Origin of the sequence: Micromonospora sp. NPDC023966 (assembly GCF_040639095.1) — a bacterium.
Lineage (GTDB): Bacteria > Actinomycetota > Actinomycetes > Mycobacteriales > Micromonosporaceae > Micromonospora.
The window spans coordinates 59,927-85,863 of the sequence record NZ_JBEZZJ010000020.1 but is presented as its reverse complement, the minus strand read 5'-3'; the positions used below and the strand labels follow the sequence as shown (position 1 = coordinate 85,863).

The following is a 25,937-nucleotide window of genomic DNA, read 5'->3' as shown; positions in this document are numbered from 1 at the left end:
CACCTCGCGCGGTCGGCGACGCCCGCTCAGCCGAACGCGACCGCCGCCAGCCAGCGGTCCAGCAGCGTCGCGTCGCCGAGGACCTCGACCACTTCGGTGTCGACCGGGCGCCGCCGGTAGATCATCAGCAGCAGCTCGGTCACCGGGCCGCGGACCGCCACGGTGGCCTTCTCGTGCGCCCGCCGCCAGGCGAGGGTGTCCCCGGTGAGGTCCACCAGCCACTCCGCGCCCAGCTCGGCGGGCACGTCGGTGGCGTGGAAGTGCAGGGTGCAGCCCGGGCCGAGCAGGTCGCGCCGGTGCGGATAGATGTCCAGCATCTGCGGCAGGGAGCCCAGCTCCATCCACTCGTCCAGCGCGTCGACCGCCACCGCCGGGTCGACGGCGAAGTCCACGCCCAGCGCGAGGGCGGCGTCGGCACGGTGCAGCAGCGTCTCGTTGGCGAACCGGCGCGCCCAGAACACCCCGGCGGCCGGCACCGGCAGCGGCGTCCAGGTGGCCACGTCGGGGCCGGCCTCGCCGAGCGCGTCGGCCAGGGCGGCGGCGCTCTCCACCAGCCAGGGGCCGACCACCGCCGCCTCCTCCCGGGCGTAGGGCGCCAGGTCGCGGAAGTGGGCGTCCGACGGCGGCCGCTCGGCCCGGCTGCGGACCACCCCGGCCGCCCAGCGCTGGCCGCCGCCGAGGTGCCGGGCCAGTTGGCCGACGTTCCACCCCGGGCAGGAGGCGACCGGCGTGGTCAGGTCGGCCCCGTCGAGGTGGGTGCGGAGCAGGTCGCTCTGGGCGACGATCTCGGCGCGGTGGCGGTCGAAGCTCAGGGCGGTCATCAGCCCAACCTAGCGGCCGACCGGACGCCCCACGGGGAGCCGCCGGCGGGCGTTTCGGCCATCCCGGCGGCCGGTCAGGGCGTGCGGGGCAACGGCTGGGCCAGCTCCCCGATCTCCCGCGGCAACTGCGCCAGCGCGTGCTCGAACTCCATGTGCCCGACCACCCGGTGCAGGGTCTGCAGCACGGCCCGCGCACCGCGCTCGGCCAGGTCCGGCGCCGTCCCGGCGCGGTCGGCCACCCGGCGCAGGAACTCGTCGTAGCCGAACGCCTCCGGCTCCTCCGGGCGGGCCCGGGCCAGCAGCGGGCGCAGTTCGTGCGCCACGTGGTCGGCCAGGTCCGCCGCCTCGCCGCCGCTGATCCGCTCGGCGAGGGTGCGCAGGGTGGCCTCGGTCAGGGATCGCGCGGTCTCCGCCGGCACGCCCGCCCGTGCGGCCACCTTCGCCACGAACTCCAGCTCCGCCATCGTCGGTCCTTCCGTCCCGGTGACCGCGTGGCTACCCACCGGCGACCCCCACAAACGACCGCGCTCCCCACTCGTCCGGGCAAAAGACCGGAAACGGGCGTCCGCCCGGACCGCGACGGCCATGATCGGGACGTGGCCGCCAGGATGCCGACGCTCGTGCCGCCGATGCTCGCCGGCGCCGGCGCGCTGCCCACCGGGCCCGGCTGGGGGTACGAGTTCAAGTGGGACGGGGTCCGCGCGGTGGCGTACGTCGACGGCGGGCTCCGGCTGCTCAGCCGCAACGACCGGGACGTCACCCGGGCGTACCCGGAGCTGGGCGAGCTGGCCGACCTGCTGGCCGGGCGGCGTGCGGTGCTCGACGGCGAGATCGTGGCGCTCGACGCCGGCGGCCGGCCCAGCTTCTCCGCGCTCCAGCGCCGGATGCACGTGCGGGCGCCGGCCGCCACGCTGGTCGCCTCGACTCCGGTCCGCTACTACCTGTTCGACCTGCTGCACCTCGACGGGCGGGACACCACGGTCCTGCCGTACACGGAACGCCGCGCGGCGCTGGAGGAGCTGGGGCTCAGCGGCGAAAGTGTCGAGACGCCGCCCTACTGGACCGGCGAGGCCGGTCGGGACCTGGCCACGGCGGCGGCCGAACTCGGCCTGGAAGGGGTGGTCGCCAAGCAGCTCCGCTCGCCGTACGAGCCGGGCCGCCGGGGCTCGGCGTGGGTCAAGGTGCCGCTGAACGAGACCGTCGAGGTGATCGTGGGCGGCTGGAAGCCGGGCGCCGGGCGCCGGGCCGGCACCATCGGATCCCTGCTGCTCGGCATGTACGACGAGCACGACCGGCTGCAGTACATCGGGCACGTGGGCACCGGCTTCACCCAGACCGTGCTGCGCGACCTGGCGGGCCGCCTGGAGCCGCTGACCCGGCCGGACCCGCCCTTCGCCGACCCGGTGCCGCGCGACCAGGCCCGCCACGCGGTCTGGGTCGACCCGGTGCTGGTCGGCGACGTCACCTTCCGGTCCTGGACCCCGGACCGCCGGCTCCGCCACCCCTCCTGGAAGGGGCTGCGCAGCGACCGGGATCCCGCGGAGATCCGGCTGCGGCGGTGACTCGGGCTCACCCGCCGGCTCGGCGGGTGGCCGTCAGGCCAGGGCGCGGGCCGCGCTGACGATCGCGTGGGCGCCGATGCCCGCCCGGTCCATCTGCTGGGTCGGGGTCCCGGAGCCGGGCAGCCCGCGTACCGCCAGGTGGCTCACCCGCACCGGCTCGGCCAGATCGGCCAGCGACTCCAGCACGGCGGAGCCGAGCCCGCCCTGCGGGTAGTGGTCCTCGACCACCACCAACCGGCCACCGGTGTCGCGCACGGCGTCGAGCAGCCGCTGCCGGTCGACCGGCTTGACCGAGTAGAGGTCGACGACCCGGGCGTCGATCCCCTCACGGGCCAGCTCGTCGGCGGCCGCCAGGCAGTTGTGCACGGTCACCCCGGCGGCGATGAGCGCGACGTCGCTCCCGTCGCGGAGCAGCTTGCTGCCGCCGATCGGGAAGTCGTCCCCGTTGTCGTAGAGCACCGGGTACTTGCCCCGGGTGGTGCGCAGGTAGCTGACGCCCTCGCAGTCGACCATGGCGGCGACCAGGGCCGCGCAGGAGACGGCGTCGCTGGGATAGAGCACGGTCGACCCGTGCACGGCGCGCAGGGCGGCGAGGTCCTCCAGCCCCATCTGCGAGGGGCCGTCCGGGCCGATCTCCACGCCGGCGTGCGAGCCGGCGAGGGCGATGTCGGCCCGGGAGATGCCGGCCATCCGGATGAAGTCGTAGGCGCGGGAGAGAAACGCGGCGAAGGTGGCGGCGAAGGGCCGGTAGCCGCGGACCCGGAGGCCCACCGCGGCGGCGACCAGTTGCTGCTCGGCGATGAACATCTCGAAGAACCGGTCCGGGTACGCCTCGCCGAACTTGTCCGCCCGCGTCGAGTCGCTGACCTCGCCGTCGAGGGCCACCACGTCGGGCCGGACGCCCAGCGCGAGCAGCGCGTCCCCGTACGCGTTGCGGGTGGCCACCTTCGCCCCCTTTTCGTATTGGGGCAGCTCCGGCGCCTTCCCGGCGGGGGTCGGTGCCGGCGGCGCGGCGGCGGGCCGCGGGCCGGCGACCCGGATCTGCCGCACGCCACCGAGGGCCTGGACGGCGCGCTCGGCCTGGTCCGGCTCGAGCGCCTTGCCGTGCCAGTCCGGCCGGTTCTCGATCTCCGGCACGCCCTTCCCCTTGACCGTCCGGGCGAGCACCACGGTCGGACCGCTCGCCTGCCGGGCCTGCCCGAACGCCTCGTCGATCGCCGCCAGGTCGTGCCCGTCGACGACCAGCGGGTGGCAGCCGAACGCCTCGACCCGCCGGCGGTAGGTGTCCAGGTCCCACTCCAGCTCGGTCGGTCCCCGCTGGCCGAACCGGTTCACGTCCACGATCGCGGTGAGGTTGCGCAGCCCGTAGTGCCCGGCCTTGTCCAACGCCTCCCAGATGGAGCCCTCGGCCGTCTCGCTGTCGCCGCAGAGCACCCAGACGTGGAACGGCAGCTTGTCCAGGTACTGCCCGGCCAGGGCGATGCCGACGCCGACCGGCAGCCCCTGGCCGAGCGAGCCGGTGGCGGTGTCGACCCAGGGCAGGGCCGGGGTGGGGTGGCCCTGGAGGCGGGAGTTCGCCTGGCGGTAGGTCTCCAGCAGTTCCTGCTCGCTGATCGCGCCGGTGGCCCGGAAGACCGAGTACAGCAGCGGCGAGGCGTGCCCCTTGGAGAAGATCAGGTGGTCGTTGGCCCGGTTGCCCGGGTACGACCAGTCGTAGCGCAGGTGGCGGGAGATGAGCACCGCGAGCAGGTCCGCGGCGGACAGGCTCGACGTGGGGTGCCCGGAGCCGGCCCGGGTGCTGCATCGGATCGAGTCGACCCGCAGTTGGGCGGCGAGGTCCGCCAGCCCGGTCAGCTCCTCCTCGCGCAGGGTGCGCTCTGCTTCCATCGTCACGCCGCGTCGCCTCCGTCCCGACCAGCACACCGCCGGCCGCCCCGGGCCCGCCCCGGGGGACGACCGGCGCCGGTCGCTTCCGCCCATACCGTAGTCAGAAAAGCGACGAATTGTCGGGCAACTACCTATTCGGCCGACGCGGTCCGGCGGGTGGCCAGCCGACCCGCCAGCAGCAGGTACGGCAGCACGGCCACCGCGAAGGCGACCGCGTTGCCGGCCGCGCCCGCGACGACGCCGTACCCGGCGTAGACCGCGATGATGGTCAGGTCGGTGGACATCCCCGCCAGCGAGGTGACGGTCGCCCGGTCCGGCCCGGTGATCCGGGCCTGGAGCCGGACGTCGGCCAGCACGGTGGCGAGCTGGAACGCGGCGAACGCGACGCCGACCAGGACGAACCCGGCCGGGTGCCGGAGCAGGGCGCCCGCGGCCAGGGCCAGCGCCGCGCCGGCCAGCAGGACGGCGAAGCCGCGATCGGTCAACCGCTCCCCCACCGGGGCCAGCAACCCGCCCACGGTGGAGCCGGCCCAGATCAGCAGGAGCAGCAACGGCACGGTGGCCGCCGGGACCCCGGTGTCCCGGGCCAGCAGCGGGGTGTACTCCTCAAGGCCGCCCCAGATCGCGGCGACCCCCGGCACCAGCAGCAGCGCCGCCCGCACCGCCCGGTCGGCGCGGGCCTCGGCCAGTCCGCCGCGCAGGCTGGCCAGCCAGCCGGGCTCGGCCGCAGCGGGCGGCTGGTCCGCGCCCGGATGGTCCGCGCCGGGTCGGTCCGCGCCAGGCCGGTCCGCGCCGGCCGGGTCGGGGCCCGCGGGCTCCGACCCGCGGTGCTCGGGGAACCGGGTGGCGACCGCCGTGGCGGCCAGGCACGCCGCCACGCTCGCCGCGCCGACGGCGGGATAGCCGCCGAGGGCCAGCACCGGGGCGGCCAGCGCCATCGCGCCGACCACCCCGAGCAGCTCGGCGGTCTTCGCCCGGCCGGCCAGCCAGGCGTACCGGCCGGCGGCGCCGAGCCGGTCGAGTTCCGTGAAGACGAGCGCCTCCAGGGCGCCGGAGCGCAGCGCGCCACCCGCGCCCCAGAGCAGGAAGCCGACCGCGAACGCCGGGTAGGACGGGACGAGCACCCAGAGCGCGAAGCCGGCGGCGGTCAGCAGCGGGGCGAGGCAGAGCAGCAGCCGCCGGGAGACCGCGTCGGCCCAGGCGCCCGAGGGCACCTCCAGCAGGATGCCGGCGGCCGACCAGAGCACGAAGAGCGAGGAGATCTGCCCGACCGACAGCCCGGTGTCGGCAAACAGCAGCGCGTACACCGGATAGAGCAGGACCAGGTCGGTGAGGAACGCGTAGGCGTAGAGCGTGGCGGCGAGCCGGCGCTCGGCGGGCACGCGCGCGGAGACGATGAGCATGAGGCCTTCCCACGGGGACGTGACGGACACCGGACGTGCGGTGTCCGCGGCGGCCCGCGGGCTCGACTCTCAGCAGGGCATCAATGTCGCCAGTGCACGCGCCGATGGTAGCCGGCACCCGGGCGGCGGCGCCGTCCCGCGCAGACGGACCGGGGTGGGACCCCGCAGGGCCCCACCCCGGTCGGCAGGCGGTCGGTCAGCGGCGGGACCGGTCGACGTCCGCCTGCGGAATGACCATCGTGGCCTCGTTGTCCGCGGCCTGCTCGGCCGTGGGCTGCCGCGGGGTGGTCGGCTGGGTGCGGTCCGGGTCGCCGTACGGCGGCACCGGCTGGGTCGGCTCCGCCGCGCCGTACGGGGCGACGGGCTGGGTCCGGTCCGCCTCGGCCTCGCCGGCCACCGGCTGGGGCAGCTCGGCCTCGGCGTAGGGGCTGGCCTGCCCGCCGAACCGCGCCTCGACGTCCCGCCGCCCGGCCTGGTACGCCCGGGCGTGCGTGGCGATGGTCCGCGACTCCTCCTCGGCCCGGGCCAGCCAGTTCTCCCACCGGCTCTGCATCGGACGGACCAGGCCGCCGCCCACCCCGACGATCAGGATGCCGCCGACGGTGGCGAGCACGGCGATCAGCACCGGGGTGGTGACCGTGGTGGCGACGCCGATCTGGTTCAGCGCGGCGATGACGCCGAGGCCGAGGATGAACACCGAGGCGATGTTGGCGAGCACCCGGCCGTAGGAGAGGCCGCCCAGGGCGCTGGAGATGATGTCCTTGACCGCCCGGGCGATGGCCGCGGCGACCACCACGATGACGATGGCGACGAACGCCCGGGGCAGCCAGGCGACGACGCCGGCGATCAGGTCCGAGATCGGGTTCGGGCCCCAGATGCCGAAGGCGAGCTGCAGGGTCACCAGCAGCACCGCGTAGTAGGCCAGCTTGGCGACGATGTCGCTGGCGTCGTACTTCGAGCGGGACAGCGCCGTCTTGATCCCGCCGCGCTCGACGGCCCGGTCGAAGTGGACCCGCTCCAGGACCTTGTCCACGATCTTCAGCACGGCCTTGGCGATCAGCCAGCCCACGATCAGGATGGCGATGAAGGCGACCGCCTTGGGCAGGAACAGCATCACCGAGCGGAACGCGTCGCCCACCGCGTCCCCGAAGTTGTCTCTCATCGAAGGGCCTCCACGCACAGGGTCAGGGTCGGTTCGTCTGGAGCTACCCGAACCCGGCGTCGCGGAAACCCGGTCAGCCCCCGGGGCAGCGGTAACGGACCTGCGTGCCGGCCTGCACCGGCGACGGCTCGACGATGTTGACGGTGGCGGTCCCGGTGGTCGCGCCGACGCCGCTGAACGTCCACTTGAGGGTGAGGGTGGCGGTCCGCTGGCCGCGGCCGACCCGCTCGGTGAGCAGGGCGCCCGGCGGCGCGTCCGAGCGGAACCACTGGTGGCGGATCGCCCCGCCGCGCAGACGCCGGCAAGCCCGCCGGTCAGATGGCGGTGGCCTGGGCGACCTTCCACTCGCCGTGCACGGGGACCAGGGTGAGCACCACCCGGTTCTGGTCCACCTTCTCCCCCGCCGTGGTCACGTTGCGCCGGTACTGGTTGAGGTAGAGCAGCAGCTCCACCCGGTCCGGCTCGGCGCTGACCACGCCGGTGGCGGAGACCTCGGCGAGCACCACGGCCTGCTGTTTCGTGGCGGTCGTCTTGAGCGCCGTGGTGGTCTGCGCGTACTCGTCGGCGAACGCGCCGGTGGCGAAGGTGCGGCCGTTGGCGACGCTGTCGTCGAAGGTGCGGTAGTCGTACGAGAAGAGGGCCTTGGCGGCTGCCGGCGCGGTGGCCAGGGCCTGGCGGACGGCCTGGTCGCGCTGGCCGGCACGGTGGTCGGCGGTCCAGCCGGCCACCGCCACGGCGACGGCCAGCAGCAGCGCGACGACGAGCAGCGGCACGGGCCGGAGCCGGGGTCGACGCAGGACGGTCGGTAGGCGCATCGGTCTCCTCCTGTCGGTCATCCGACGAACTGGAGCTTGGTCACGAGCCAGTCCCCCGAGTCCCGGTCCCGGACCAGGTCGAGCTGGATCCGGTAGTGCGACGGCCGCCCGTCGGGCGCCTTGACGTTTCGGACGGTGGCGTCGACCGCGACCAGCACCACGGCGTGCCGCCGGTCGCCGGAGACGAGCCCGGCGCGCAGCACGGTGCCCTGCGACTGGACCTTGTTCTCCACCACCGCGGCCCGGACCTGCGCCTGGCCGCGGGTGAACTCGTCCTTGAAGTCGCCCGTGGCGCCGGCGGTGATCCGGCTCAGGTCCCGGTCGACGCTGGCCGCGCTGACCGAGACGAAGTTGACGGCGGCCTGGCGGGCGGCGGCCACCGCCTCCCGGCGGGCCTGGTCGGTGGCCCGGTCGACGTACCAGCGGTGGCCCTGCACGCCCGCGCCGGCCAGGGCGGCGGCGAGCAGCACGACGAGCAGCGCGATGAGCGCCCGGGCCCGGCGGGGTGGGGCGGTGTCGTCCGGCTCGGCGGTGGCGTCCGGCTCGGCGGGCTCCGGATCGGGATCGGGATCGGGCAGGTCCTCGACCTCCGCCGGGTCGCCGACGACGGTGAGGTCGCCGCCCTCGATGGGGTCCTCGACCGGCTCCTGGTCGAGCCGTTCCAGCACCCGTTCGATCGGCTCGGCGGGGTCGGGCACCGCCCGGTTGACCAGGCGGCGGCGCGGCGGGGTCGGGCCGCCGGCCTTCGCCCCCTTGATGACCTTCAACGTGGTGTTCCTACGGCTGGGCACCGCCACCTCCTCGGGTTCGCCGGTCACGGGGTCACCCCGGCGAGCAAGAGCTGTTTCCAGGACTGGGCGCCGGCGGTGCGGTACTGGCCGCCGGTGCCGCCGAACTCCAACGGGCGGCCGTCCGCGCTGAGCACCAACCCGGTGGCCGGGTCGTACCCGGGGTCGCCGCCCGGGTCGGCCTGCGGCGGCGGTGCCGGGTCGGCGCCGCCGGGCCGCGGTGCGTTCCCGGCGCCGCGCACGCCGGCCCCGGCGGCCCGCTCGCCGGCGTCGCACCCGGTGCCGCCGCCGGAGTAGACGCAGGACGGCGGGTTTCCGGCGTTGACCACCAGGCCGAGGTGCGCGGTGCCGTCGCCGGGGGTGACGGTGAACCCGCCGGCCACCGCTATCGGGTACACCACCAGCAGTTGCTCGATGCCGGGCAGCCGCCGGGCGGCGATCCCGTTGACGGTGACCAGGTTGCCGAGCAGCAGCCCGACGTCGGGCTCCAGGCCGCGCAGCAGCGCCCGCAGCTCGACGCCGGCCGGCGGTCCCCCGGCCAGCAGGCGGCGCAGGTCGGGGTCGGCGGCGCGGACCGTCGCGGCGAGCTGCGCCAGCCCGGCCGACCAGCGGCGCAGGGCCTCGGTGGACTCGGCCTGGGTGGTCAGCACGGTCCGCGCGTCGCGGATCAGGGCGAGGGTTTCGGGCAGCCGCTGGTCCGCCTCGGCGAGCAGGGCGTCCCCGGCGTCGAGGAGCCGGGCCAGGGCCTGCTCGTTGCCCTCGAACGCGGTGCCCAGCTCGGTGACGAGCACGGTCAGGTCGTCCGGGTCGACCGAGCGGACCAGCGCGTCCAGATTGGTCAGCAGGGTCTCCGGGGCCAGCGGGAGGCCGGTGCGGTCGGCCGGGATCACCGCCCCGTCGCCCAGGTACGGCCCGTCGTCGCGTTCCGGCCGCAGGTCGAGGTACTGCTCGCCGACGGCGGACCGCTGGGCGACCACGGCGCGCAGCGCGTCGGGGACCCGGACGCCCCGGTTGATGCGCAGGTCGGCGCGGACCCCGTCGCCGTGCAGGGTGACCGCGGTGACCCGGCCGACCGGCACGCCGCGGTAGGTGACGGGGGCGTTGGCGAACAGCCCGCCGGCGCGGGCCAGGTCGACGTGGACGACGTAGCCGGCGTGGAGCAGCCGGTCGCCGAGGCCGACGTAGCGGATGCCGACGTAGCCGACGCCGAGGATGCTCACCAGCACGAAGGCGAGCACCTGGAGCTTCACGGTGCGTCCGATCACGGGATCAGCCCTCCCCCGAGCACGTCGGTCAGGTCGCCGATCTGGCCGGTGACGGCGCCGGTCAGCGGGAGCACGCACTCGGCGGTGAGCACGGTGCCGTCGGGCAGTTCGGTGCCGGCGGGAAGCGCGGTGCCGGGCGGCACCAGGCCCTTGGGCAGCAGCAGCCCGCCGAGCGGCACGGTGGAGCCCGGTTTGAGCAGCTTGCAGCCCTCCGGCAGCCCGCACTCCTCGGGCGGGGTGAAGATGGCCGGGAAGTTCTTCAGGTCCGGCAGGCACCGGATCAGCGGCAGGTCGGGAAGGATGCCGCCGCCGGGTTTGGCGCCGGGCTTGGCTCCGGGCCGCGCCGGAGCGCCGGTGGCGGGCCGTCGGGGCGCCGTCGGGACGGCCGGCCGGGACGTCCGCGGCGCCGGGGCGGGCGCGGCGGCCACCAGGTTGGCCAGGATGGTGGCGGCGTCCAGGTCGGCCGTGACCGAGAGGTTGACGAAGTCGCCGACGATCGCGCCGGTGACGTTCGGCGGGAACGGGTACGACAGCATGAAGTCCAGCGACTTCGGCAGGTCGTCGCCGGCCCGGGCGAGCTGTTCCAGGATCGGTTGCAGGGAGGTCACCGCGGCGACCGTGTCCTCCCGGCTGCGCTCCACCACCCGGGTGCCCACGGTGCCGAGCCGGCCGAGCGCGGTGAGCGCCTTGCTGAGCTGGGCGCGTTGCCGCGCCAGGACGGTCAGGCCCGGGGCGAGGGAGTCCAGCGCGTCGCCGACGACCTGGCGTTGCCGGGCCAGCCGGCCGGTGAGCCGGTCGAGGGCGTCGATGGCGCGGACGATGTCGGCCTTCTGCCGGTCGAGTCCGCCGAGGAAGGTGTCGAGCTGGGTGAGGGTGTCCCGCAGCGCCGGTTCACGACCGGCGAGGGCCCGGTTCAGCTCGGCGTTGATGGTGCGCAGCTGGGCCAGACCGCCGCCGTTGAGCAGCAGGCCCAGGGCGGCCAGCACCTCCTCCACCTCGGCGCCGCGGCTGGTGCGGGCCAGCGGGATGAGGTCGCCGTCGGCGAGGTCGCCGCGGGCCGGCTCGGCCGGTGGCGGGGCCACCGCCACGTACTTCTCGCCGAGCAGGCTGCTCTGCCGGACGGCGGCGGTCGCGTTCGCCGGCAGCCGCACCGCCCGGTCGATGCGCAGCCTGACCCGGGCGTGCCAGCCGTCCAGGGAGATCTTCTCGACGCTGCCGACGGTGACGTCGTCGACCTTCACCGCAGCGCGGGGCACCAGGTCCAGCACGTCGGCGAACTCCGCGGTGACCGTGTAGCCGGGGCCGGACGGCCGGCCGCCGGGCAGCGGCAGGTCGGCCACCTCGGGCAGTCCGCAGCCGGCGGGCAGCAGGACCGCGGCGAGCGCGCCAGCGAGCAACCGGGACAGCCGCAACGGCCGGGCGGTCATGCCGGGCCCCGCAGGATGCCGCCGAGCGTGGGGTCGCTCGGAATGGAGGAGCCGCCCGGCGCCTCGTCGACGGTAGGCGCACCGGGGGAGCTGATGGATCCCGGTGAGGACCCGCTTCCCGCCGGGGCGCCGGGCGGCAGCTTGAGCAGCTTGCGCAGCTGGTCGGTGAGGGGCAGCCCGCGCTGCCGCAGGGTCTGCGCGAGCTTGGTGCAGATCGCCGGCACCTCCGCGACGGGAAGCTGGGCGGCCATGAGGGAACAGGCGAAGCTGGCCGGGTCGTACGGGCCGAGCGGGTTGTCCCGGGTGTCCAGGGTGCCCGAACGGGGGTTGTAGGCCAGGTTGAGGTTGCCGATCGCGAGCGGGGCCACGTCGAGGATCTGGATGACCGCCCGCTGCTGGTTGACCAGGACCTTGGTGATGTCGGCCAGCGCGGTGACGTTCGAGGTCAGCGCGGTCCGGTTCTGTCGGACGAAGGTGGTCACGTCGGCGAGCGCGGCGGCCAGGTTGCGCAGCGCCCGGGCCAGCTCCTCCTTCTCCCCGGCGAGCTGCTCGGCGACGTCGGCGAGCTGCTGCTGGAAGCGGCGTACCTCCTGGTCGCTGCGGGCCAGGGTGGTGGTGAAGCGTTGCAGGTTGACCACCGTGCCGAAGAGGTCGCCGCGCCCGTCCGACAGCGTGGTCAGCGCGCGGGAGAGCCCGTCGAGGGTGGCGTGCAGGTCGGCGCCGTTGCCCTCCAGGTTGGCCCGGCCGGTGGCGACCAGGTCGGACAGGGCCCCGTCGGCGTTGGCGCCCTGCGGGCCGAGCGTCCGGTTGAACTCGTCGAGCGCGGCGTAGATGTCGTCGATCTCCATGGGCGCGGCCGTCCGGTCGACCGGGATCTGCGCCCCGTCGTCGAGCGCCGCGCCGCCGGTGTACGCCGGGGTGAGCTGCACGTACCGGTCGCTGACCACGCTGGGCGGGACGATGAGCGCCTGCGCGCCGGCCGGCACCCGCAGCTCCGGGTCGTAGCGCATCTCGACGCGGACCACCCGCCCCTGCGGGACCACCTTCTCGACCTCGCCGACCCGGACGCCGAGGATCCGCACGTCGGAGCCGGCGTAGACGCCGACCGCGCGGGTGAAGTACGCGACCACCCGCCGCTCGGGCGGTTGGTGGCGCCACACCGCCGCCCCGACGGCGACGGCGGTGAGCAGCACGGTGGCCGCGGCGAGCGGGCGCCGCCAGCGCTGGATCCGACCGGGCATCAGCGACCTCCGGTGGCAGCGGGCAGGTACGGCTGGAGCAGGCCGTCCACGTACGAGTCGAACCAGCGGCCGTTGCCGACCACGTTGGCGAACGCGGTGACGAACGGCCCCATCCGGCGGATGGTCTGCTCCAGGTCGTCGCGGTTGCGTTGCAGGACGGCCACCACGTCGCGCAGCTTGCGCAGCGCCGGTTGCAGCCGGGTGCGGTTGTCGGCGACCAGCCCGGAGAGCTGGGTGGCGAGCTGGTCGGTGCCGACCAGGAGCTGGTGGATGGCGTCCCGCCGCCGGCTGACCTCGGTGAGCAGCTTCTCCCCGTCGGTGACCAGCTTGCGGAACTCCTCGTCCCGCTCGGCGAGCACGCCGGTGACGCCGCGGGCCCGGGACAGCAGGGTGCGCAGCTCCGCGTCGCGGGAGGAGACGGTGCGGGACAGCCGGGACAGTCCGGTCAGCGAGGTGCTCACGCTGGGCGGGGTGTCGGCGAAGGTCTCCGACAGGGTGGTGAACGCCCGGGCGAGCTGCTCGGTGTCGACCTTGTCGAGGGTGTCGGCGAGGCCGGTCACGGCCTCCACCACGTCGAACGGGGCGGCCGTGCGGTCCAGCGGGATCTGTCCGCGCTCGGGCAGCTTCCCCGGGCCGGCCGGGGCGAGGGCCAGGTACTTCTGCCCGAGCACCGTCTTGATCCGGATGGTCGCGCCGGTGTCCCGGCCGAGGCGTACGCCGTCGTCGTCGACGCGGAACCGCACCCGCACGTACGGCTGCGGCCCCCGGGCGAGTTCCACGTCGGTGACCGCGCCGACCCGTACCCCGGCCACCCGGACCTCGTTGCCGGTGGCCAGGCCGCTGGCGTCGTGGAACGCGGCGGCGTAGGTCCGGCCGGTGAGCGCGGCGATCCGGTCGAGCTGGAACGCGCCGAGCAGGGCGGCGATGAGCACGGTCAGCCCGACCGCGCCGACGATCACCGGGTTGCGTTCGCGGAACGGTTTCACCGGGCACCTCCGGTGGCGCAACGGGCGGCGGTGGCGTCGACGCCGGGCACGGTGAGCGGCGCCCGGCCGTCGACCGCGAGCCGGCCGTCGAAGTCGCAGAGGTAGAAGTTGAACCAGGAGCCGTACGAGGCGACCCGGGTCAGCGACTCGTACCGCTGCGGCAGCCGGCCCAGGGTGGCGTCGATGACGGCGGAGTTGCGGTTCAGCGTGCCGGCCAGGTCGTCGAGGGCGCGAACGTCGGCGGCGAGCGGCGGCCGGGTCTGGCGCAGCAGCCCGGCGGTGGTGTCGGTCAGCTCGCCGAGGCTGACGAGCGCCTCGCCGATGGCGGTGCGGTCGGCGGAGAGCCCGGAGACGAACTGCTGGAGCTGGGTGATGCTCTGGTCCAGTTCCCGGTCGTGCGCGGCCAGGGTGCCCAGCACCTGGTTGAGGTTGGTCACCACCCGGCCGATCACCGCGTCCCGGTCGGCCAGGGTGCTGGTCAGCGAGGCGGTGCGCCGCAGCAGGCTGGCCACCGTGCCGCCCTCACCCTGGAGCACCTGGACGATCTCGTACGCCAGCTTGTTGACCTCGGTGGGGTCGAGGGCGGTGAACAGCGGCCGGAAGCCGTTGAACAGCACGGTCAGGTCGAGCGCCGGCTTGGTCTGGGTGAGCGGGATGAGACCGTCGGGGCGCAGCGGGCGGGGGTCGCCGGGGCCCTCGGTCAGCGCCAGGTAGCGCTGACCGACCAGGTTGCGGTAGCGGACGGCGGCGCGCACGCCCACGGCCAGCGGCACGTCCCGGTCGACGGTGAAGGCCACCTCGGCCAGCGTGTCGTCGACCACCCGGATGCCGGCCACCTTGCCCACCCGCACCCCGGCGATCCGCACGTCGTCGCCGGCGAGCAGACCGGTCACGTCGGTGAACCGGGCCCGGTAGGTGGTGCCGGCGGGCGGGAAGGCGCCGAGGGTCTGCGCGAGCAGCGCGGTGGCCAGCAGGGTGACCACAGCGAACAGCACCAGCTTCACCAGCGCGGGGGTCGTCTTCCCGGTCATCGGGCGCTCACCACCGCACCGCGCAGCAGCGGGCCCCACAGCAGCACCGCGAAGTCGGGCACCTCGGCGGGCGGTGTCCCGGTGAGCCCGCCGACGAGCGGTTTCACCAGGTCGCGCTCCTCGGCGGTGCCGGCCCGGCCCATCGCCGGGGAGGCCGGCGCCGCGGGCGCGCCGCCGGCCGGCACCCCGACCGGCAGGGGCGCCGGGGTACGGGTGCCGCCGTAGTCGTAGCCGTCGGCGACGGCGACCTGCGGGGCGGGCACCCGCGGGTGCGGCAGCCCCCGGCAGTCCGGGCCGTCGTGGGCGCCGTAGACCGGCTCGTCCCGGCCCCGCTCGTAGGGGCCGCCGTCGCGGGTCACCTCCAGGGTGATGTGCATCCGGCCGCCGGCGAAGACCTCCTCGACCCGGGGTTGCAGGGTGACCAGCCCGTGCACCAGGCACGGGTACTCGGGCGCGTAGGCGGCGAGCAGTTCCAGCACCGGGCGGCTGACCTCGCCGAGCCGGATCAGCTGGTCGCCGTGCCGGTCCAGGAAACCGCGCGCGGTGTCGGCCGTGTCGGTGGTGTCGGCGAGGAACGCGGCCAGCTGGTCGCGCTGGTCGTCGATGGTGCCGGCGGTGACGGTGACGTCGCGCAGCAGCGCGAGCAGGTCGGGCAGCGCCGCGTCGTAGCTGTCCAGCACGGCGGCGAGCTGGCGGAGGTCCTCGGTGATCGTCGGCAGCTCGGGGTTGACCTGCCGCAGGTACGCGCCGAGCTGGGCGAGATTGGCGCCGAGCCGGTCACCGCGCCCCTCGAGGGCGGTGGCGATCGCGCCGAGGGTGGTGGCGAGCTGGTCGGGGTGGATGGACTGGAGCAGCGGCAGCGCCTCGTCGAGCACCCGTTCCAGCTCGACGGCGGTGCGGCTGCGGTCCTGGGTGATCACCGCGCCGTCGCGGATCGGCCCGGCGGTGCTGCCCGGCGGCGGGACGAGTTCGACGTACCGCTCGCCGAAGAGGGTCTTGGGCAGCAGCCGGGCGGTCACGTCGGCGGGGATCCGGCCGGTGGTGGCGGGGTCGAGGGCCAGCCCGACCTCCGCCCCGTGGCCGTCGCTGCGCACCGAGCGGACGGCGCCGACCACCACCCCGCGTACCTTCACGTCGGCCCCCTCCAGCAGGTGCAGGCCGGCGCGGTCGGCGCGCAGGGTGACCCGGTCGACCGGGGTGAACGCCCCGCGGTACTGGAGCACGGCGGCGGTCAGCGCCGCGGTGAGCAGGGCGACGAAGACGAGGCCGAGGAGACGGTGTCGCATGGTCACCCCGCGATCCGGACGGTGGTGGTGGCGCCCCAGATGGCCAGGGACAGGAAGAAGTCGACGACGTTGACCGCGACGATCGCGGTCCGCACGGCCCGTCCGACGGCGACGCCGACTCCGGCCGGGCCGCCCTGGGCGTTGTAGCCGTACCAGCAGTGCACCAGCACCACGATCACGCTGAACACCAGCACCTTGCCGAAGGACCAGAGCACGTCCTCGGGCGGCAGGAACAGGTGGAAGTAGTAGTCGTAGGTGCCGGCGGACTGTCCGAAGTAGCCCACCACGATGGTGCGGGTGGCCAGGTAGCTGGCGAGCAGGCCGACCACGTACAGCGGGATGACGGCGATGAAGCCGGCGATCATGCGGGTGGTGACCAGGAACGGCAGCGAGGGCACGCCCATCACCTCCAGCGCGTCGACCTCCTCGGAGATCCGCATCGCGCCGAGCTGGGCGGTGAAGCCGCAGCCGACGGTCGCCGACAGCGCCAGCGCGGCGACCAGCGGCGAGATCTCCCGGGTGTTGAAGTACGCCGAGACGAAGCCGGTGAACGCGCTGCTGCCGATCTGGTCGAGCGCCTGGTAGCCCTGGAGCCCGACCTCGGTGCCGGTGAAGAAGGTGAGGAAGCAGATCACCCCGACGGTGCCGCCGAGCACGGCGAGCGCCCCGGTTCCGAAGCTCACCTCGGCCAGCAGCCGGATCACCTCGCGCCGGTAGCGGCGCAGGGTGCGCGGCGCCCAGGCCAGGGCGCGCAGGTGGAAGGCGAGCTGCCCGCCGAGGTCGTCGAGATAGCGCAGGACCGCCACGTCAGCTCCCCTTCTGCGGGACGACCTGGAAGTACACGGCCGTGACCACGAAGTTCAGCGCGAACAGCAGCATGAAGGTGATCACCACGCTGCGGTTGACCGCGTCACCGACGCCCTTCGGCCCGCCCTTCGCGGTCATCCCCTGGTGACTGGCGACCAGCGCGGCGGCGGCCCCGAACAGCAGCGCCTTCACCTCGCCGACCAGCAGGTCGGGCAGCTGCCCGAGGGCCTGGAAGCTGGCCAGGTACGCCCCGGGCGTGCCGCCCTGGAGCACCACGTTGAAGGCGTAGCCGCCGGTCACGCCGACCACGCTGACAAGGCCGTTGAGCAGCACCGCGACCAGCATCGAGGCGAGCACCCGGGGCACCACGAGGCGATGGATCGGGTCGATGCCGAGCACCTGCATGGCGTCCAGCTCCTCGCGGATCTTCCGGGAGCCGAGGTCGGCGCAGATGGCCGAGCCGCCGGCGCCGGCGATGATCAGCGCGGTGACGATCGGGCCGGCCTCGCGGACCACGGCGAGCACGGAGGCGGCGCCGGTGAACGACTGCGCGCCGAGCTGCCGGACCAGCGAGCCGAGCTGGAGCGCGATGACCGCGCCGAACGGGATGGACACCAGCGCGGCGGGCAGGATGGACACCGAGCTGATGAACCAGGCCTGCTGGACGAACTCGCGGACCTGCACCGGCCGGCGGCCCAGCCCGCGCAGGGTGTCCAGGCAGAACGCGAAGAACTCGCCGGTGTGGCGGACGGCGGCGACCGGAGCGCTCATACCGTCACCTCGTTCCGCTCGGCGTCCCAGCGGCCCTCGAACGAGTCGGGCGGCGGGGTGACGCCGTGCTCGCGGCACCACTGCCCCGGCGGGCGTTCGGCGCGCCGCGGCCGCCCGTCGGACGGGGGCAGTTGCAGCGGGATCGGCGGCAGCGGCGGCAGCTCCACCCCGGCCTGCGCCTCGGCCGCGAGCTCCTCGGCGTCCTTCTCCTCGGCCATCCCGATCGGGCCGATCCGTTGCGCGTTGAGGAACTGCCGGACCACCGGCTCGGTGCTGGACAGCAGCATCTCGCGTGGCCCGAACATGGCCAGGTGGCCGTGGTAGATGAGGCCGATGTTGTCCGGCACGGTCCGGGCGGTGTTGATGTCGTGGGTGACGATCAGGAAGGTCGCCTCGGTGCGCTGGTTGAGGTCGACGATGAGCTGGTTGAGGTAGGCGGTGCGCACCGGGTCCAGCCCGGAGTCCGGCTCGTCGAAGAGGATGATCTGCGGGTCGAGGACGAGCGCGCGGGCCAGCCCGGCCCGCTTGCGCATCCCACCGGAGATCTCGCCGGGCAGCTTGTGCTCGGCCCCGACCAGGCCGACCATGTCCAGCTTCTCGGTGACCACGGCCCGGATCTCCGACTCGGACTTGCGGGTGTGCTCGCGCAGCGGGAACGCGACGTTGTCGTAGATGGTCATCGAGCCGAACAGCGCGCCGTCCTGGAACAGCACACCGAACAGCTTGCGCACCTCGTACAGCTCGCGCTCGGAGAGCTTCGGCAGGTCCCGGCCCTCGATGAGGACGGAGCCCCGGTCGGGCCGGAGCAGGCCGACGAGCGTCTTGAGGAACACCGACTTGCCCGTGCCGGAGGGTCCCAACAGGACGGAGATCTCCCCGGCGGGCAGGGTCAGGGTGAGGTCCGACCAGACCGGGTGCCCGCCGAAGGACTTGGTCAGTCCGCGTACCGCGACCTCGACGCCCATCGTTTCCCTCCCTTCGGGTCTCACCTGGGACATCGGGCGGCGCCGGCCGGGCGCAACAACTACTTTGCGTCACCCGTCGGAGACGGCAGGCAAGCTATGCAAAACCCCGGAGGTGTCGATAACGTGCCGGAAACCGGCCGGCGATGAGGATGTTCCACGAACGCCATGACGACAGTGATCGAGTCCGAGCTCGTTCGTCGGGCCGCCGCGGGCGACCCGGCGGCGGTCGAGGCGTTGCTGGTCGGCGTGCGTCCGGGACTGGTCCGTTACTGCCGGGCCCGGTTGGGCCGGGTCGGCGGGGCGTACACCACCGCCGACGACGTCGCCCAGGAGGTCTGCGTGGCCGTGCTGCGCGCCCTCCCCCGTTACCGCGAGCAGGGCGTCCCCTTCGCCGCGTTCGTCTACGGCATCGCCGCGCACAAGGTGGCCGACGCCCAGCGCTCCGCCGTCCGGGACGCCGCGGTCACCCCCACCGACACCCCGGTGGAACGGCCGGACGCCGCGCCGGGACCCGAGCAGCAGGCGGTGGCGACCGACCTGGCCCGGCGGCTCTCCGCCCTGCTCGGCCGGCTCCCCGACGTGCAGCGGGAGATCATCCTCCTGCGGGTCGCGGTGGGACTCTCCGCCGAGGAGGTGGGGGACGTGGTCGGCATGTCGGCGGCCGCGGTCCGGATGGCCCAGTCCCGTGCCCTGGCCCGCCTCCGTACCCTGGCCGGGGGCTCACTGGACGAGGTGGCGGCATGACCGGGCGGACGCCGGGCGACGGCGACGGCGACGAGGCGATGGACCTGGGGACCATCGCCCTCGACGACGTGCTGCTCGACGCCCTCGGCCGGGGCGAGGCCGCGCCCGAGGGCGACGCCCTCGCCGGGCTCCTCGCCGCCTGGCGGTCCGACCTCGTCGAGGAGCCGGCAACCGGGGTACGCCCCGCCGCGCCGGCCCCCACCGTCGAGGCGCCGCCGCGACCGGCCGCCCGCCGTCCCCGCCCCTGGACGCTGCGGCTGGCGGCCGCCGCCGTGGCGCTGCTGGCCCTGGTCTCCGGGCTGGGCATCGGCAGCCGCGACGCCGGGCCGGGCAGCCCGCTCTGGTCGCTGACCCGGCTGCTGTATCCGCAGCAGGCCGAGGTGCGCGGCATCGAGGACACCATCGGCCGGGCCCGCGCGGCCCTAGACGCCGGCCGGCTCGACGACGCCGAGGCGCTGATCGCGCGGGGTCGCCAGGACCTGGCCCGCGTCGAGGACCCGGCGGCCGTCGCCCGGCTGGGCGCCGCGCTCGACGTACTGGCCCGCGACCTGGCGGCGGCCCGGGCGGCGACCGCCCCGCCGAGCACCGCGCCGCCGGGCACCGCGGCGGCCGGCACCACCCCGGCCACCCCCGCGCCCACCGCCGTACCGAGCCCCGCCGTCACCGGTACCCCCCGGCCGGCCCCCGCCACCTCGGGCGGCAAGCCGAGGCCCGGGTCGAGCACGGCGCCGGCCCCCGCCGACAGCCCGCTGCTGCCGCTGCCCCGGCTGCCGCTGCCGCTGCCATCGGTGTCGGTGTCCGTGTCCGGGCTGCCAGCGCTGCCCGGGCTGCCGCTCCCCACCGGGGGCGGGCTGCTCGACTGAGCGCCGCGACGCATCCGCGCGACGCACCCGGAGACTCCGTTACTGTGCTGCCGTGAACAGCGCACCAGCGGCGGATGGGATCGTCACCGAGGGGCGCCGGGCGCGGATGACCACGAGCCGGCGGCTGAGTGTCATGATGCTCGCGATGACCGTGCTGGTGCTCACCGGCGGCGGGGTCGGCGCGGCGGCGCTGTCCCACACCGCCGCCGTCTCCAACCGGCTGGCCGACCAGATCTCCCCGGCCCGCACCGCGGTGAGCCGGCTGGAGAGCGGGCTGCTGGAGCAGGTGGCGGCGGTCCGCGGGTACGTCGTCACCGGCGACCCGGAGCTGCTGCGCCCGTACGAGGAGGGGGTCGCCGCCGAGCGCGCGACCGCGCGGCGGGCCCGCGACCTCCTCGCCGACGAGCCCGAGGCGCGCCGTGAGCTGGACGCGGCGCTGGCCCTCGCGGACGGCTGGCGAGCCGAGTACCCGGCCCGGCTGATCGCCGCCCGGCGGGCCGGCACGAGCGCGGCGGAGCTGGCGCCGGTGGTGCGGCGGAGCGGGCTCGCGTTCGACGCCGCGCAGGCCGCGCTGACCAGCCTGGAGGCCCGGCTGGACCGGGTACAGGCGGCCGGCCGGGCCGACCTGGACCCGGCCCGCGCGCTGCGCGACTTCCTCTTCGTGGCGATCCTGGCCACCCTGCTGCTGTCCAGCATCGTCATCTCGGTGCTGGTCCGCACCACGGTGCTGCGCCCGCTGGACCGCCTGGGCGTCTCGGTGCGGCAGGTGGCCGGCGGCGACTTCGAGCACCGCCTCGCCCCGGAGGGGCCGGCCGACATCGCGCGGCTCACCGCCGACGTGGAGACCATGCGGCAGCGGGTGGTCGACGCGCTGAACACCAGCCGCCGGCACCGGGACGCCCTCGAACAGCAGGCCGCCGAGCTGCGTCGGTCCAACGAGGACCTGTAGCAGTTCGCCTACGTGGCCTCGCACGACCTGCAGGAGCCGCTGCGCAAGGTGGCGTCGTTCTGCCAGATGCTGCAACGCCGCTACGCCGACCAGCTCGACGACCGGGCCCGGCAGTACATCGGGTACGCGGTGGACGGGGCGACCCGGATGCAGAACCTGATCAACGACCTGCTGGCGTTCTCCCGGATCGGCCGGGTCTACCGCGACGACCGGGAGGTGGACCTGGCCGCGACGCTCGCCCAGGCCGAGTCGAACCTCTCCGAACCGATCGCCGAGGCGGGCGCCGAGATCGTGGCGGACCCGTTGCCCGTGGTGCACGGCGATCCGACCCTGCTCACCATGCTCTGGCAGAACCTGCTCGGCAACGCGGTGAAGTTCCGCAGCCCCGACCGGGCGCCCCGGGTCCGGGTGACGGTCGGCGAGGACGCGGCCGGCTGGGAGTTCACCGTGACCGACAACGGCATCGGCATCGACCCCCGGTACGCCGACAAGATCTTCCTGATCTTCCAGCGGCTGCACCCCCGGGGCACCTACGACGGCACCGGCATCGGGCTGGCCATCTGCAAGAAGATCGTCGAGTACCACGGCGGCACGCTCCGGCTGGACGACGGATACGCCGAGGGCGCCCGGTTCGTCTTCACCCTGCCGAAGCCGGCCGCGACGGCGACCGTGCCGGAGCAGGCGGGCGAGCGGGCGCCGGTGGCCCCGGCCTGAGCCCGGAGCCACCGGCGGCGGCTCATCCGGCGCGGTGTTCCCGGTCGGCGGCCCGGCCCAGCGCCACCATCCGCAGCGTCTCCTCGCGCCGGCGCACCAGCAGCACCCCGGCCAGGAAGGTGACCGGCGGAACCAGCACCAGCATGAGCCACTGTGCCGGGACCAGTGCGATGGCGTGTCCCATGTGCATGGTGGAGACCGACCAGCCGGCGAGCGCGGTGTCGATGAGCAGGGCCAGCGCGGCGACCGGAGCCAGCAGCACGGCGATCCGCCGGCGCACCGGAGCGGCGAGCGTGGCCACGGCGACGACCACGGCCAGGGCCGCGGCGGCGAGCCCGGCCACGTAGAGCCAGATCACCAGCTCGCTGCGGGCTTCCAGGTCGTAGAGGACGTAGACGGGGTAGCCACTTGCGGACTCCTGGAAGGGCGGCCGGGCGCGCTGGCTGACCGTCAAAATCGACACCACAGCGAGGCAGGCCGCCACCAGCACCGCCAGCCGGCGAACGCCGAGGACCGCGACGGCCCGGCGGGCCGTGGCGGGCGCGGTGAGCGCGGCGGCCGCCACCAGGGCGAGGGCGAACTGGGGCAGGGTGTCGACCACGTACGTCGGCTGGTCGCCCACTCCCGGCCCGACCAGCACGAGCCACCCGCCGACCCCGGTCCAGGCCAGTCCGGCGGCCACCCACCGCAGCCCGACCAGCGCCGTGACGGCGACGGTCGCCCAGCCGGCCACCCGCAGCCAGTCCACCGGATCCGGCCCGACCGGCCGTACCGATGGCGGCAGGGACGGGTCTGCCACCAACTGGTCGAGCACGCTCCTGCCGGCGGCGGCGCAGAGCACCAGCGCCACCAGGACGCCGGTGACCGCGGCGGCGTCGGACCAGGCCGGGTCGGTGAACCCCCGTGCGCCCACCCGCAACCGGGCCCGCAGGCCGGCGCCGACCAGGTCGACCGTGTCCCGGAGCCCGGGGCGGGTCTGCCCGGGCCGCGCGTCGGCCAGGAGGACGGCGACCATCTCCTCCTCGTACGTCCGGCGGTGTTCCCAGGGGTGGACGGCGAGCAGCCGGCGGTAGCGGCGCTCCAGTTCGGCGGCGCTCACGCCACGCCTCCCTCGGGCAGCAGGCCGGCGGCGCGCAGCCGGCGGCCGGCGGTGTCGGCGTTGCGGCGCAGCCGGGCCACCTCGTCGGCGAGCCGGGTGGCACCCAGCGCGGTGAGCCGGTAGTAGCGGCGCAGCCGGGACTGCACCACCTCCTCCCGGTCGACCTCGATGAGGCCGTCGGCGCGCAGCCGGTCGAGGACGGCGTAGAGGGTGCCGGCGCGGAGCCGGACCCGGCCGTCGGAGATGCGCAGCACGTCCTCGATGACCGCGTAGCCGTGCCGGGGTGTCTCGGCCAGCGCGGTGAGGACCAGGAACGTGGGTTCCCGCAGAGGGCTGTCTGCCATGCCGGCGAGCATATACCGGCTATCGGTATATACGCGTCCCCGTCATGCCGCGGGCGGCCGCCCGTCCCCGTCGGCGGCGGCCGCGGCGACGTTCTCGGTGACCGGGCCGAGCGCCGGTCCGGCCGGGGTGGCCGGTTCCGTCGGGCCGGCCCGCTCGTCCGCGCCCGGCCCGCCTACGGCCGGGGCCTGCTCGCCGCCCCCGGCGAGCCGGTCGAAGAAGCGCAGCAGCTCGACCGGGAACGGCATGACCAGGGTGCTGTTCTTCTCCGCCGCCACGTCCACCACCGTCTGGAGCAGCCGCAACTGGTACGCCCCCGGCGTGTTCGCCATCGCCCGGGACGCGTCGGCGAGCCGGCGGGACGCCTGGTACTCGCCGTCCGCGGCGATCACCCGGGCCCGGCGTTCCCGCTCCGCCTCGGCCTGCCGCGACATCGACCGCTTCATCCCCTCCGGCAGCGACACGTCCTTGACCTCGACCCGCTCGATGAGCAGGCCCCAGGGCTTCTCGGTGGGCGCGTCGATGACCGCCTTCAGCTCCGCGTTGATCCGGTCCCGGTCGCGCAGCAGGGTGTCCAGGTCGGCCTTGCCGATCACCGAGCGCAGCGCGGTCTGCGCGACCTGGAGGACCGCCGACGGGTAGTCGCGGACGTTGACCAGCACCTTCACCGGGTCGACCACCCGGTAGTAGACGACCGCGTCGACGGTGAGCGTGACGTTGTCCCGGGTGATCACACCCTGCGCGGGCACCCCGATCACCGTGGTCTGCATGCTCACCCGCACCATCCGGTCCGCGACCGGGACGATCAGCTGGAAGCCGGGCTGCCGGATGCGCTCCAGCACCCGGCCGAAGCGGAACACCACGCCGCACTGGTACTGCTGCACCAGCCGGATGCTCAGCGAGGCCACGAGCACCACGAGCGCGACGACGATGACCAGCACGACGACGGCGGCGGCTGCCATTGGTCCCCTCGATCCCGGAGGCGCCCGCCTCCTGGCCGCGCGCCTACCCGCTTCCCCGCACTTCACGCCTGCCTGCTTCGGTGGGGCGCCGATAGTGCGGATCTTGGCGAGTTGCCGTCACCAGCGAACGGAAACTCTCCAAGATCCGTAGGCGATCCCGCCGCCGGAGTTCAGTGGCCCAGGTCGTCGCGACGTCGGAGGTCAGAAGCGGCGGGCCGGCGGGATGCCGCGCGGTGGAGGCTGGCGCAGCAGCCAGACCGGGTTGCCGGCCCCGATGATCACGCCGTCCCGCGCCCGGACCTGGGTCCGCAGGTAGGCGCCCTCGCCCGGCGTGACCGGCAGGTCGTGCCAGCCCTGGCGGAGCTGCCGCCAGGGGACCTGTCCGATCGTGATCGCCGGGGTCGGGTCGGCTGCGCCGGCCAGGTCGACCCGGCCGGTGACCACCTCGAGGGTCGCGCCGGCCGGCAGGTCGGTGGCGCGCAGCCGCACGGTCAGGTCGGTGGCGTCGGTGGCCAGGACGGCGCCCATCGCGCTGCGGCCGCCGATCTCCAGATCGAGGGCGCCCCGGTAGCGGGCCAGGTCGGTGAACCAGGCCTGCCCGGCGCGCAGCGCCGCCACCAGGTCGTCGCGGCCGGTGGAGGCCGCCCAGACGTAGGTGACGTGCCGGTCCCGCCCGGCCCGCCAGTCGGTGCCGTTGTGGTCGTCGGTCACCCCGACCGCGGTGACGGGCACCGCGTTGCGCGCCGCCACGTCGTACGCCCAGAGGTGGTCGTCGACCGGGTTGCGACCGATCTCGATCAGGTCGACGCCGAGCGCGTGTCGCTCGACCAGCAGCCGCGCCAGCGACTCGCGCCGTTCCACGTCGAGCGGGTGGTTCCAGCAGACCACTCCGCCGTGGCCGTGCAGGAACTCGACCATCCGCTCGGTCGCCCCGACGTCGTTGTCCCGGTACGGCGGGGACGGGAAGCGCGGCAGCGTCTGGTCGCCGCCGAACCAGTTGAGGTGCCGGACCATCGACACCTCGTAGGCGCGGTGGTGGGTGACGCCCGGGTACGCCCCGGCGTAGCCGCGCAGCACCTCGGCGCGCAACTCCTCACCGGCCTGCCCGGCGCGCCGGGCCCGGTCGAAGACCAGGCGGTCGACCACGAAGGCGCCCCGGGCCTCGGCCGCGACCTGTACCCCGAGGCGCAGCCCGCGCAGCGAGTTGTCCCCGGCGACCAGGTCGGGCCAGAGCCGCCGGACGTCGGCGAGCAGGTCGAGGGTGTGCCGCCGCCAGGCGCCGGTCGGGGCGGGCAGGTCTACGGTGCCGTGCCGGCCGTCGGTGCGGTGCCGCGTCGCGGTCGCCGGGCCGAGGCGGTAGCGGAGCACGAGCTGGCCGGCGGGGCGGCCGGCGGCGGCCGGGTGGTGGGACAGGGCGATCTCGACGATCAGCGCGGCGTCCGGGCCGGCGGACTCGGGCAGCACGTCGAGGTGCAGGGTCGTGTCGGAGATGTTCCCGGTGTGCGTCCAGTTCCACGCCTTGCCGGCGTACCAGAGGGTGCCGGCCCCGGCGGCGGTGAGCCGCAACGCGCGACCGGGGTCGTCGGCGGCGGGCGGGGCGGGCACGAAGTCGGCGGCGGAGGCGGTGAGCCGGCCCTCGGTGGACGCCTGCCAGGTCCAGACGAGCCCGCCCTCGGGTTCCTCGGGGCCGTCGAAGTGGACCACGCGGCGGTGGTCGTGGGCGGCGACGCGGAAGTCGTGGTCGGTCCACCAGAGGACGTCGACGGCGTTGCGGCGGGCCTGGTCGAGGTGGGCGGCGTAGCTGGCGATCCCCTCGCTGAACGAGGCGTGCAGGTGCATGGCCATGCTGATCGGCCGCCGTCCGCGCGCCGGCGGCGGGGCGTCGCCGGTGGCGGCCAGGCCGACCGGCACGCCGATCCCGGCGACCGCGAGACCGCCGGCGGCGGCGAGCAGGCTCCGCCGGTCCAGCCGTGCCCGATCCCCCATGCCGCTCCCCCGCTCCCGTGCCGGCCCGGGCCAGCGTACGGGCGGTTGCGCCGGCCGGGGA

25 protein-coding genes are annotated in these 25,937 nt (G+C 75.0%); 5 read left to right on the top strand and 20 right to left on the bottom strand.

Features of this window, described 5'->3' with window-relative positions; translation table 11 throughout:
- Positions 1-26: 26 nt before the first annotated feature.
- On the bottom strand, positions 27-821 hold the full coding sequence (locus AB0F68_RS23700; RefSeq protein ID WP_357341751.1) for a maleylpyruvate isomerase family mycothiol-dependent enzyme: 795 nt from the start codon (positions 819-821) through the stop codon (positions 27-29).
- Positions 822-895: 74 nt separating this feature from the next.
- Positions 896-1,285 carry a DUF2267 domain-containing protein gene (locus tag AB0F68_RS23695; protein ID WP_357341749.1) on the bottom strand — a complete coding sequence of 130 codons (390 nt, stop codon included), beginning with the start codon at positions 1,283-1,285 and terminating at the stop codon, positions 896-898.
- 144 nt (positions 1,286-1,429) lie between these two features.
- On the opposite strand from AB0F68_RS23695, the gene ligD reads away from it, so the two are divergent.
- Positions 1,430-2,383, top strand: a complete 954-nt coding sequence (gene ligD / locus AB0F68_RS23690; protein WP_357341786.1) for a non-homologous end-joining DNA ligase — start codon at positions 1,430-1,432, stop codon at positions 2,381-2,383.
- 33 nt (positions 2,384-2,416) lie between these two features.
- Here the strand turns inward: ligD and AB0F68_RS23685 are convergent, their stop codons facing one another.
- The 14 genes from AB0F68_RS23685 to AB0F68_RS23620 form a co-directional block, all read right to left on the bottom strand.
- Complete coding sequence (locus tag AB0F68_RS23685) at positions 2,417-4,270, bottom strand: transketolase (RefSeq protein WP_357341784.1); 1,854 nt, start codon at positions 4,268-4,270, stop codon at positions 2,417-2,419.
- 131 nt (positions 4,271-4,401) lie between these two features.
- Positions 4,402-5,673 (bottom strand): MFS transporter, encoded by a 1,272-nt coding sequence (locus tag AB0F68_RS23680; RefSeq protein WP_357341747.1) that lies wholly within the window; start codon positions 5,671-5,673, stop codon positions 4,402-4,404.
- A 196-nt stretch (positions 5,674-5,869) separates the two neighbouring features.
- A complete protein-coding gene (locus AB0F68_RS23675; RefSeq protein WP_357341745.1) occupies positions 5,870-6,835 on the bottom strand; it encodes a hypothetical protein in 966 nt (321 codons plus the stop codon).
- A gap of 314 nt (positions 6,836-7,149) precedes the next feature.
- Positions 7,150-7,650, bottom strand: a complete 501-nt coding sequence (locus AB0F68_RS23670; protein WP_357341743.1) for a hypothetical protein — start codon at positions 7,648-7,650, stop codon at positions 7,150-7,152.
- Positions 7,651-7,667: 17 nt separating this feature from the next.
- Positions 7,668-8,468 (bottom strand): hypothetical protein, encoded by an 801-nt coding sequence (locus AB0F68_RS23665; protein WP_357341741.1) that lies wholly within the window; start codon positions 8,466-8,468, stop codon positions 7,668-7,670.
- On the bottom strand, positions 8,465-9,703 hold the full coding sequence (locus tag AB0F68_RS23660) for an MlaD family protein (RefSeq protein WP_357341739.1): 1,239 nt from the start codon (positions 9,701-9,703) through the stop codon (positions 8,465-8,467). Before AB0F68_RS23660 ends, AB0F68_RS23665 begins: the two co-directional genes overlap by 4 nt.
- Entirely contained in the window at positions 9,700-11,130 is a 1,431-nt protein-coding gene (locus AB0F68_RS23655; RefSeq protein WP_357341737.1) for an MCE family protein, read from the bottom strand. The genes AB0F68_RS23660 and AB0F68_RS23655 overlap by 4 nt, the downstream gene beginning before the upstream one ends.
- Entirely contained in the window at positions 11,127-12,371 is a 1,245-nt protein-coding gene (locus tag AB0F68_RS23650; RefSeq protein WP_357341735.1) for an MCE family protein, read from the bottom strand. Before AB0F68_RS23650 ends, AB0F68_RS23655 begins: the two co-directional genes overlap by 4 nt.
- On the bottom strand, positions 12,371-13,357 hold the full coding sequence (locus tag AB0F68_RS23645; protein WP_357341733.1) for an MlaD family protein: 987 nt from the start codon (positions 13,355-13,357) through the stop codon (positions 12,371-12,373). Before AB0F68_RS23645 ends, AB0F68_RS23650 begins: the two co-directional genes overlap by 1 nt.
- A complete protein-coding gene (locus AB0F68_RS23640) occupies positions 13,354-14,388 on the bottom strand; it encodes an MCE family protein (protein ID WP_357341731.1) in 1,035 nt (344 codons plus the stop codon). The genes AB0F68_RS23645 and AB0F68_RS23640 overlap by 4 nt, the downstream gene beginning before the upstream one ends.
- Complete coding sequence (locus AB0F68_RS23635) at positions 14,385-15,674, bottom strand: MCE family protein (protein ID WP_357341729.1); 1,290 nt, start codon at positions 15,672-15,674, stop codon at positions 14,385-14,387. Before AB0F68_RS23635 ends, AB0F68_RS23640 begins: the two co-directional genes overlap by 4 nt.
- A gap of 2 nt (positions 15,675-15,676) precedes the next feature.
- Positions 15,677-16,480, bottom strand: a complete 804-nt coding sequence (locus AB0F68_RS23630) for an ABC transporter permease (RefSeq protein ID WP_357341727.1) — start codon at positions 16,478-16,480, stop codon at positions 15,677-15,679.
- Between the two features lies 1 nt (position 16,481).
- On the bottom strand, positions 16,482-17,252 hold the full coding sequence (locus tag AB0F68_RS23625; protein WP_357341725.1) for an ABC transporter permease: 771 nt from the start codon (positions 17,250-17,252) through the stop codon (positions 16,482-16,484).
- Positions 17,249-18,217 carry an ABC transporter ATP-binding protein gene (locus tag AB0F68_RS23620; protein ID WP_357341723.1) on the bottom strand — a complete coding sequence of 323 codons (969 nt, stop codon included), beginning with the start codon at positions 18,215-18,217 and terminating at the stop codon, positions 17,249-17,251. The genes AB0F68_RS23625 and AB0F68_RS23620 overlap by 4 nt, the downstream gene beginning before the upstream one ends.
- Positions 18,218-18,382: 165 nt before the next feature.
- On the opposite strand from AB0F68_RS23620, the gene shbA reads away from it, so the two are divergent.
- Genes shbA through AB0F68_RS23600 form a run of 4 tightly spaced genes read left to right on the top strand, consistent with a single transcriptional unit; the run spans position 18,383 to position 21,487 of the window.
- Complete coding sequence (shbA, locus tag AB0F68_RS23615) at positions 18,383-18,961, top strand: RNA polymerase sigma factor ShbA (protein ID WP_357341721.1); 579 nt, start codon at positions 18,383-18,385, stop codon at positions 18,959-18,961.
- Positions 18,958-19,824, top strand: coding sequence for an anti-sigma-D factor RsdA (locus tag AB0F68_RS23610; RefSeq protein ID WP_357341720.1), 867 nt, complete (start codon positions 18,958-18,960; stop codon positions 19,822-19,824). Before shbA ends, AB0F68_RS23610 begins: the two co-directional genes overlap by 4 nt.
- 52 nt (positions 19,825-19,876) lie before the next feature.
- Positions 19,877-20,773, top strand: coding sequence for a CHASE3 domain-containing protein (locus AB0F68_RS23605; RefSeq protein WP_357341718.1), 897 nt, complete (start codon positions 19,877-19,879; stop codon positions 20,771-20,773).
- Between the two features lie 12 nt (positions 20,774-20,785).
- Complete coding sequence (locus AB0F68_RS23600) at positions 20,786-21,487, top strand: ATP-binding protein (protein WP_357341716.1); 702 nt, start codon at positions 20,786-20,788, stop codon at positions 21,485-21,487.
- A 22-nt stretch (positions 21,488-21,509) separates the two neighbouring features.
- Here AB0F68_RS23600 and AB0F68_RS23595 read toward each other — a convergent pair whose 3' ends face one another.
- From AB0F68_RS23595 to AB0F68_RS23580, 4 genes are all read right to left on the bottom strand, one after another.
- Positions 21,510-22,586 (bottom strand): hypothetical protein, encoded by a 1,077-nt coding sequence (locus tag AB0F68_RS23595; RefSeq protein WP_357341714.1) that lies wholly within the window; start codon positions 22,584-22,586, stop codon positions 21,510-21,512.
- Entirely contained in the window at positions 22,583-22,930 is a 348-nt protein-coding gene (locus tag AB0F68_RS23590) for a PadR family transcriptional regulator (RefSeq protein ID WP_357341712.1), read from the bottom strand. Before AB0F68_RS23590 ends, AB0F68_RS23595 begins: the two co-directional genes overlap by 4 nt.
- Positions 22,931-22,972: 42 nt before the next feature.
- On the bottom strand, positions 22,973-23,890 hold the full coding sequence (locus AB0F68_RS23585) for an SPFH domain-containing protein (RefSeq protein ID WP_357341710.1): 918 nt from the start codon (positions 23,888-23,890) through the stop codon (positions 22,973-22,975).
- Positions 23,891-24,091: 201 nt separating this feature from the next.
- Positions 24,092-25,876 carry a hypothetical protein gene (locus AB0F68_RS23580; RefSeq protein WP_357341709.1) on the bottom strand — a complete coding sequence of 595 codons (1,785 nt, stop codon included), beginning with the start codon at positions 25,874-25,876 and terminating at the stop codon, positions 24,092-24,094.
- Between the last annotated feature and the right edge of the window lie 61 nt (positions 25,877-25,937).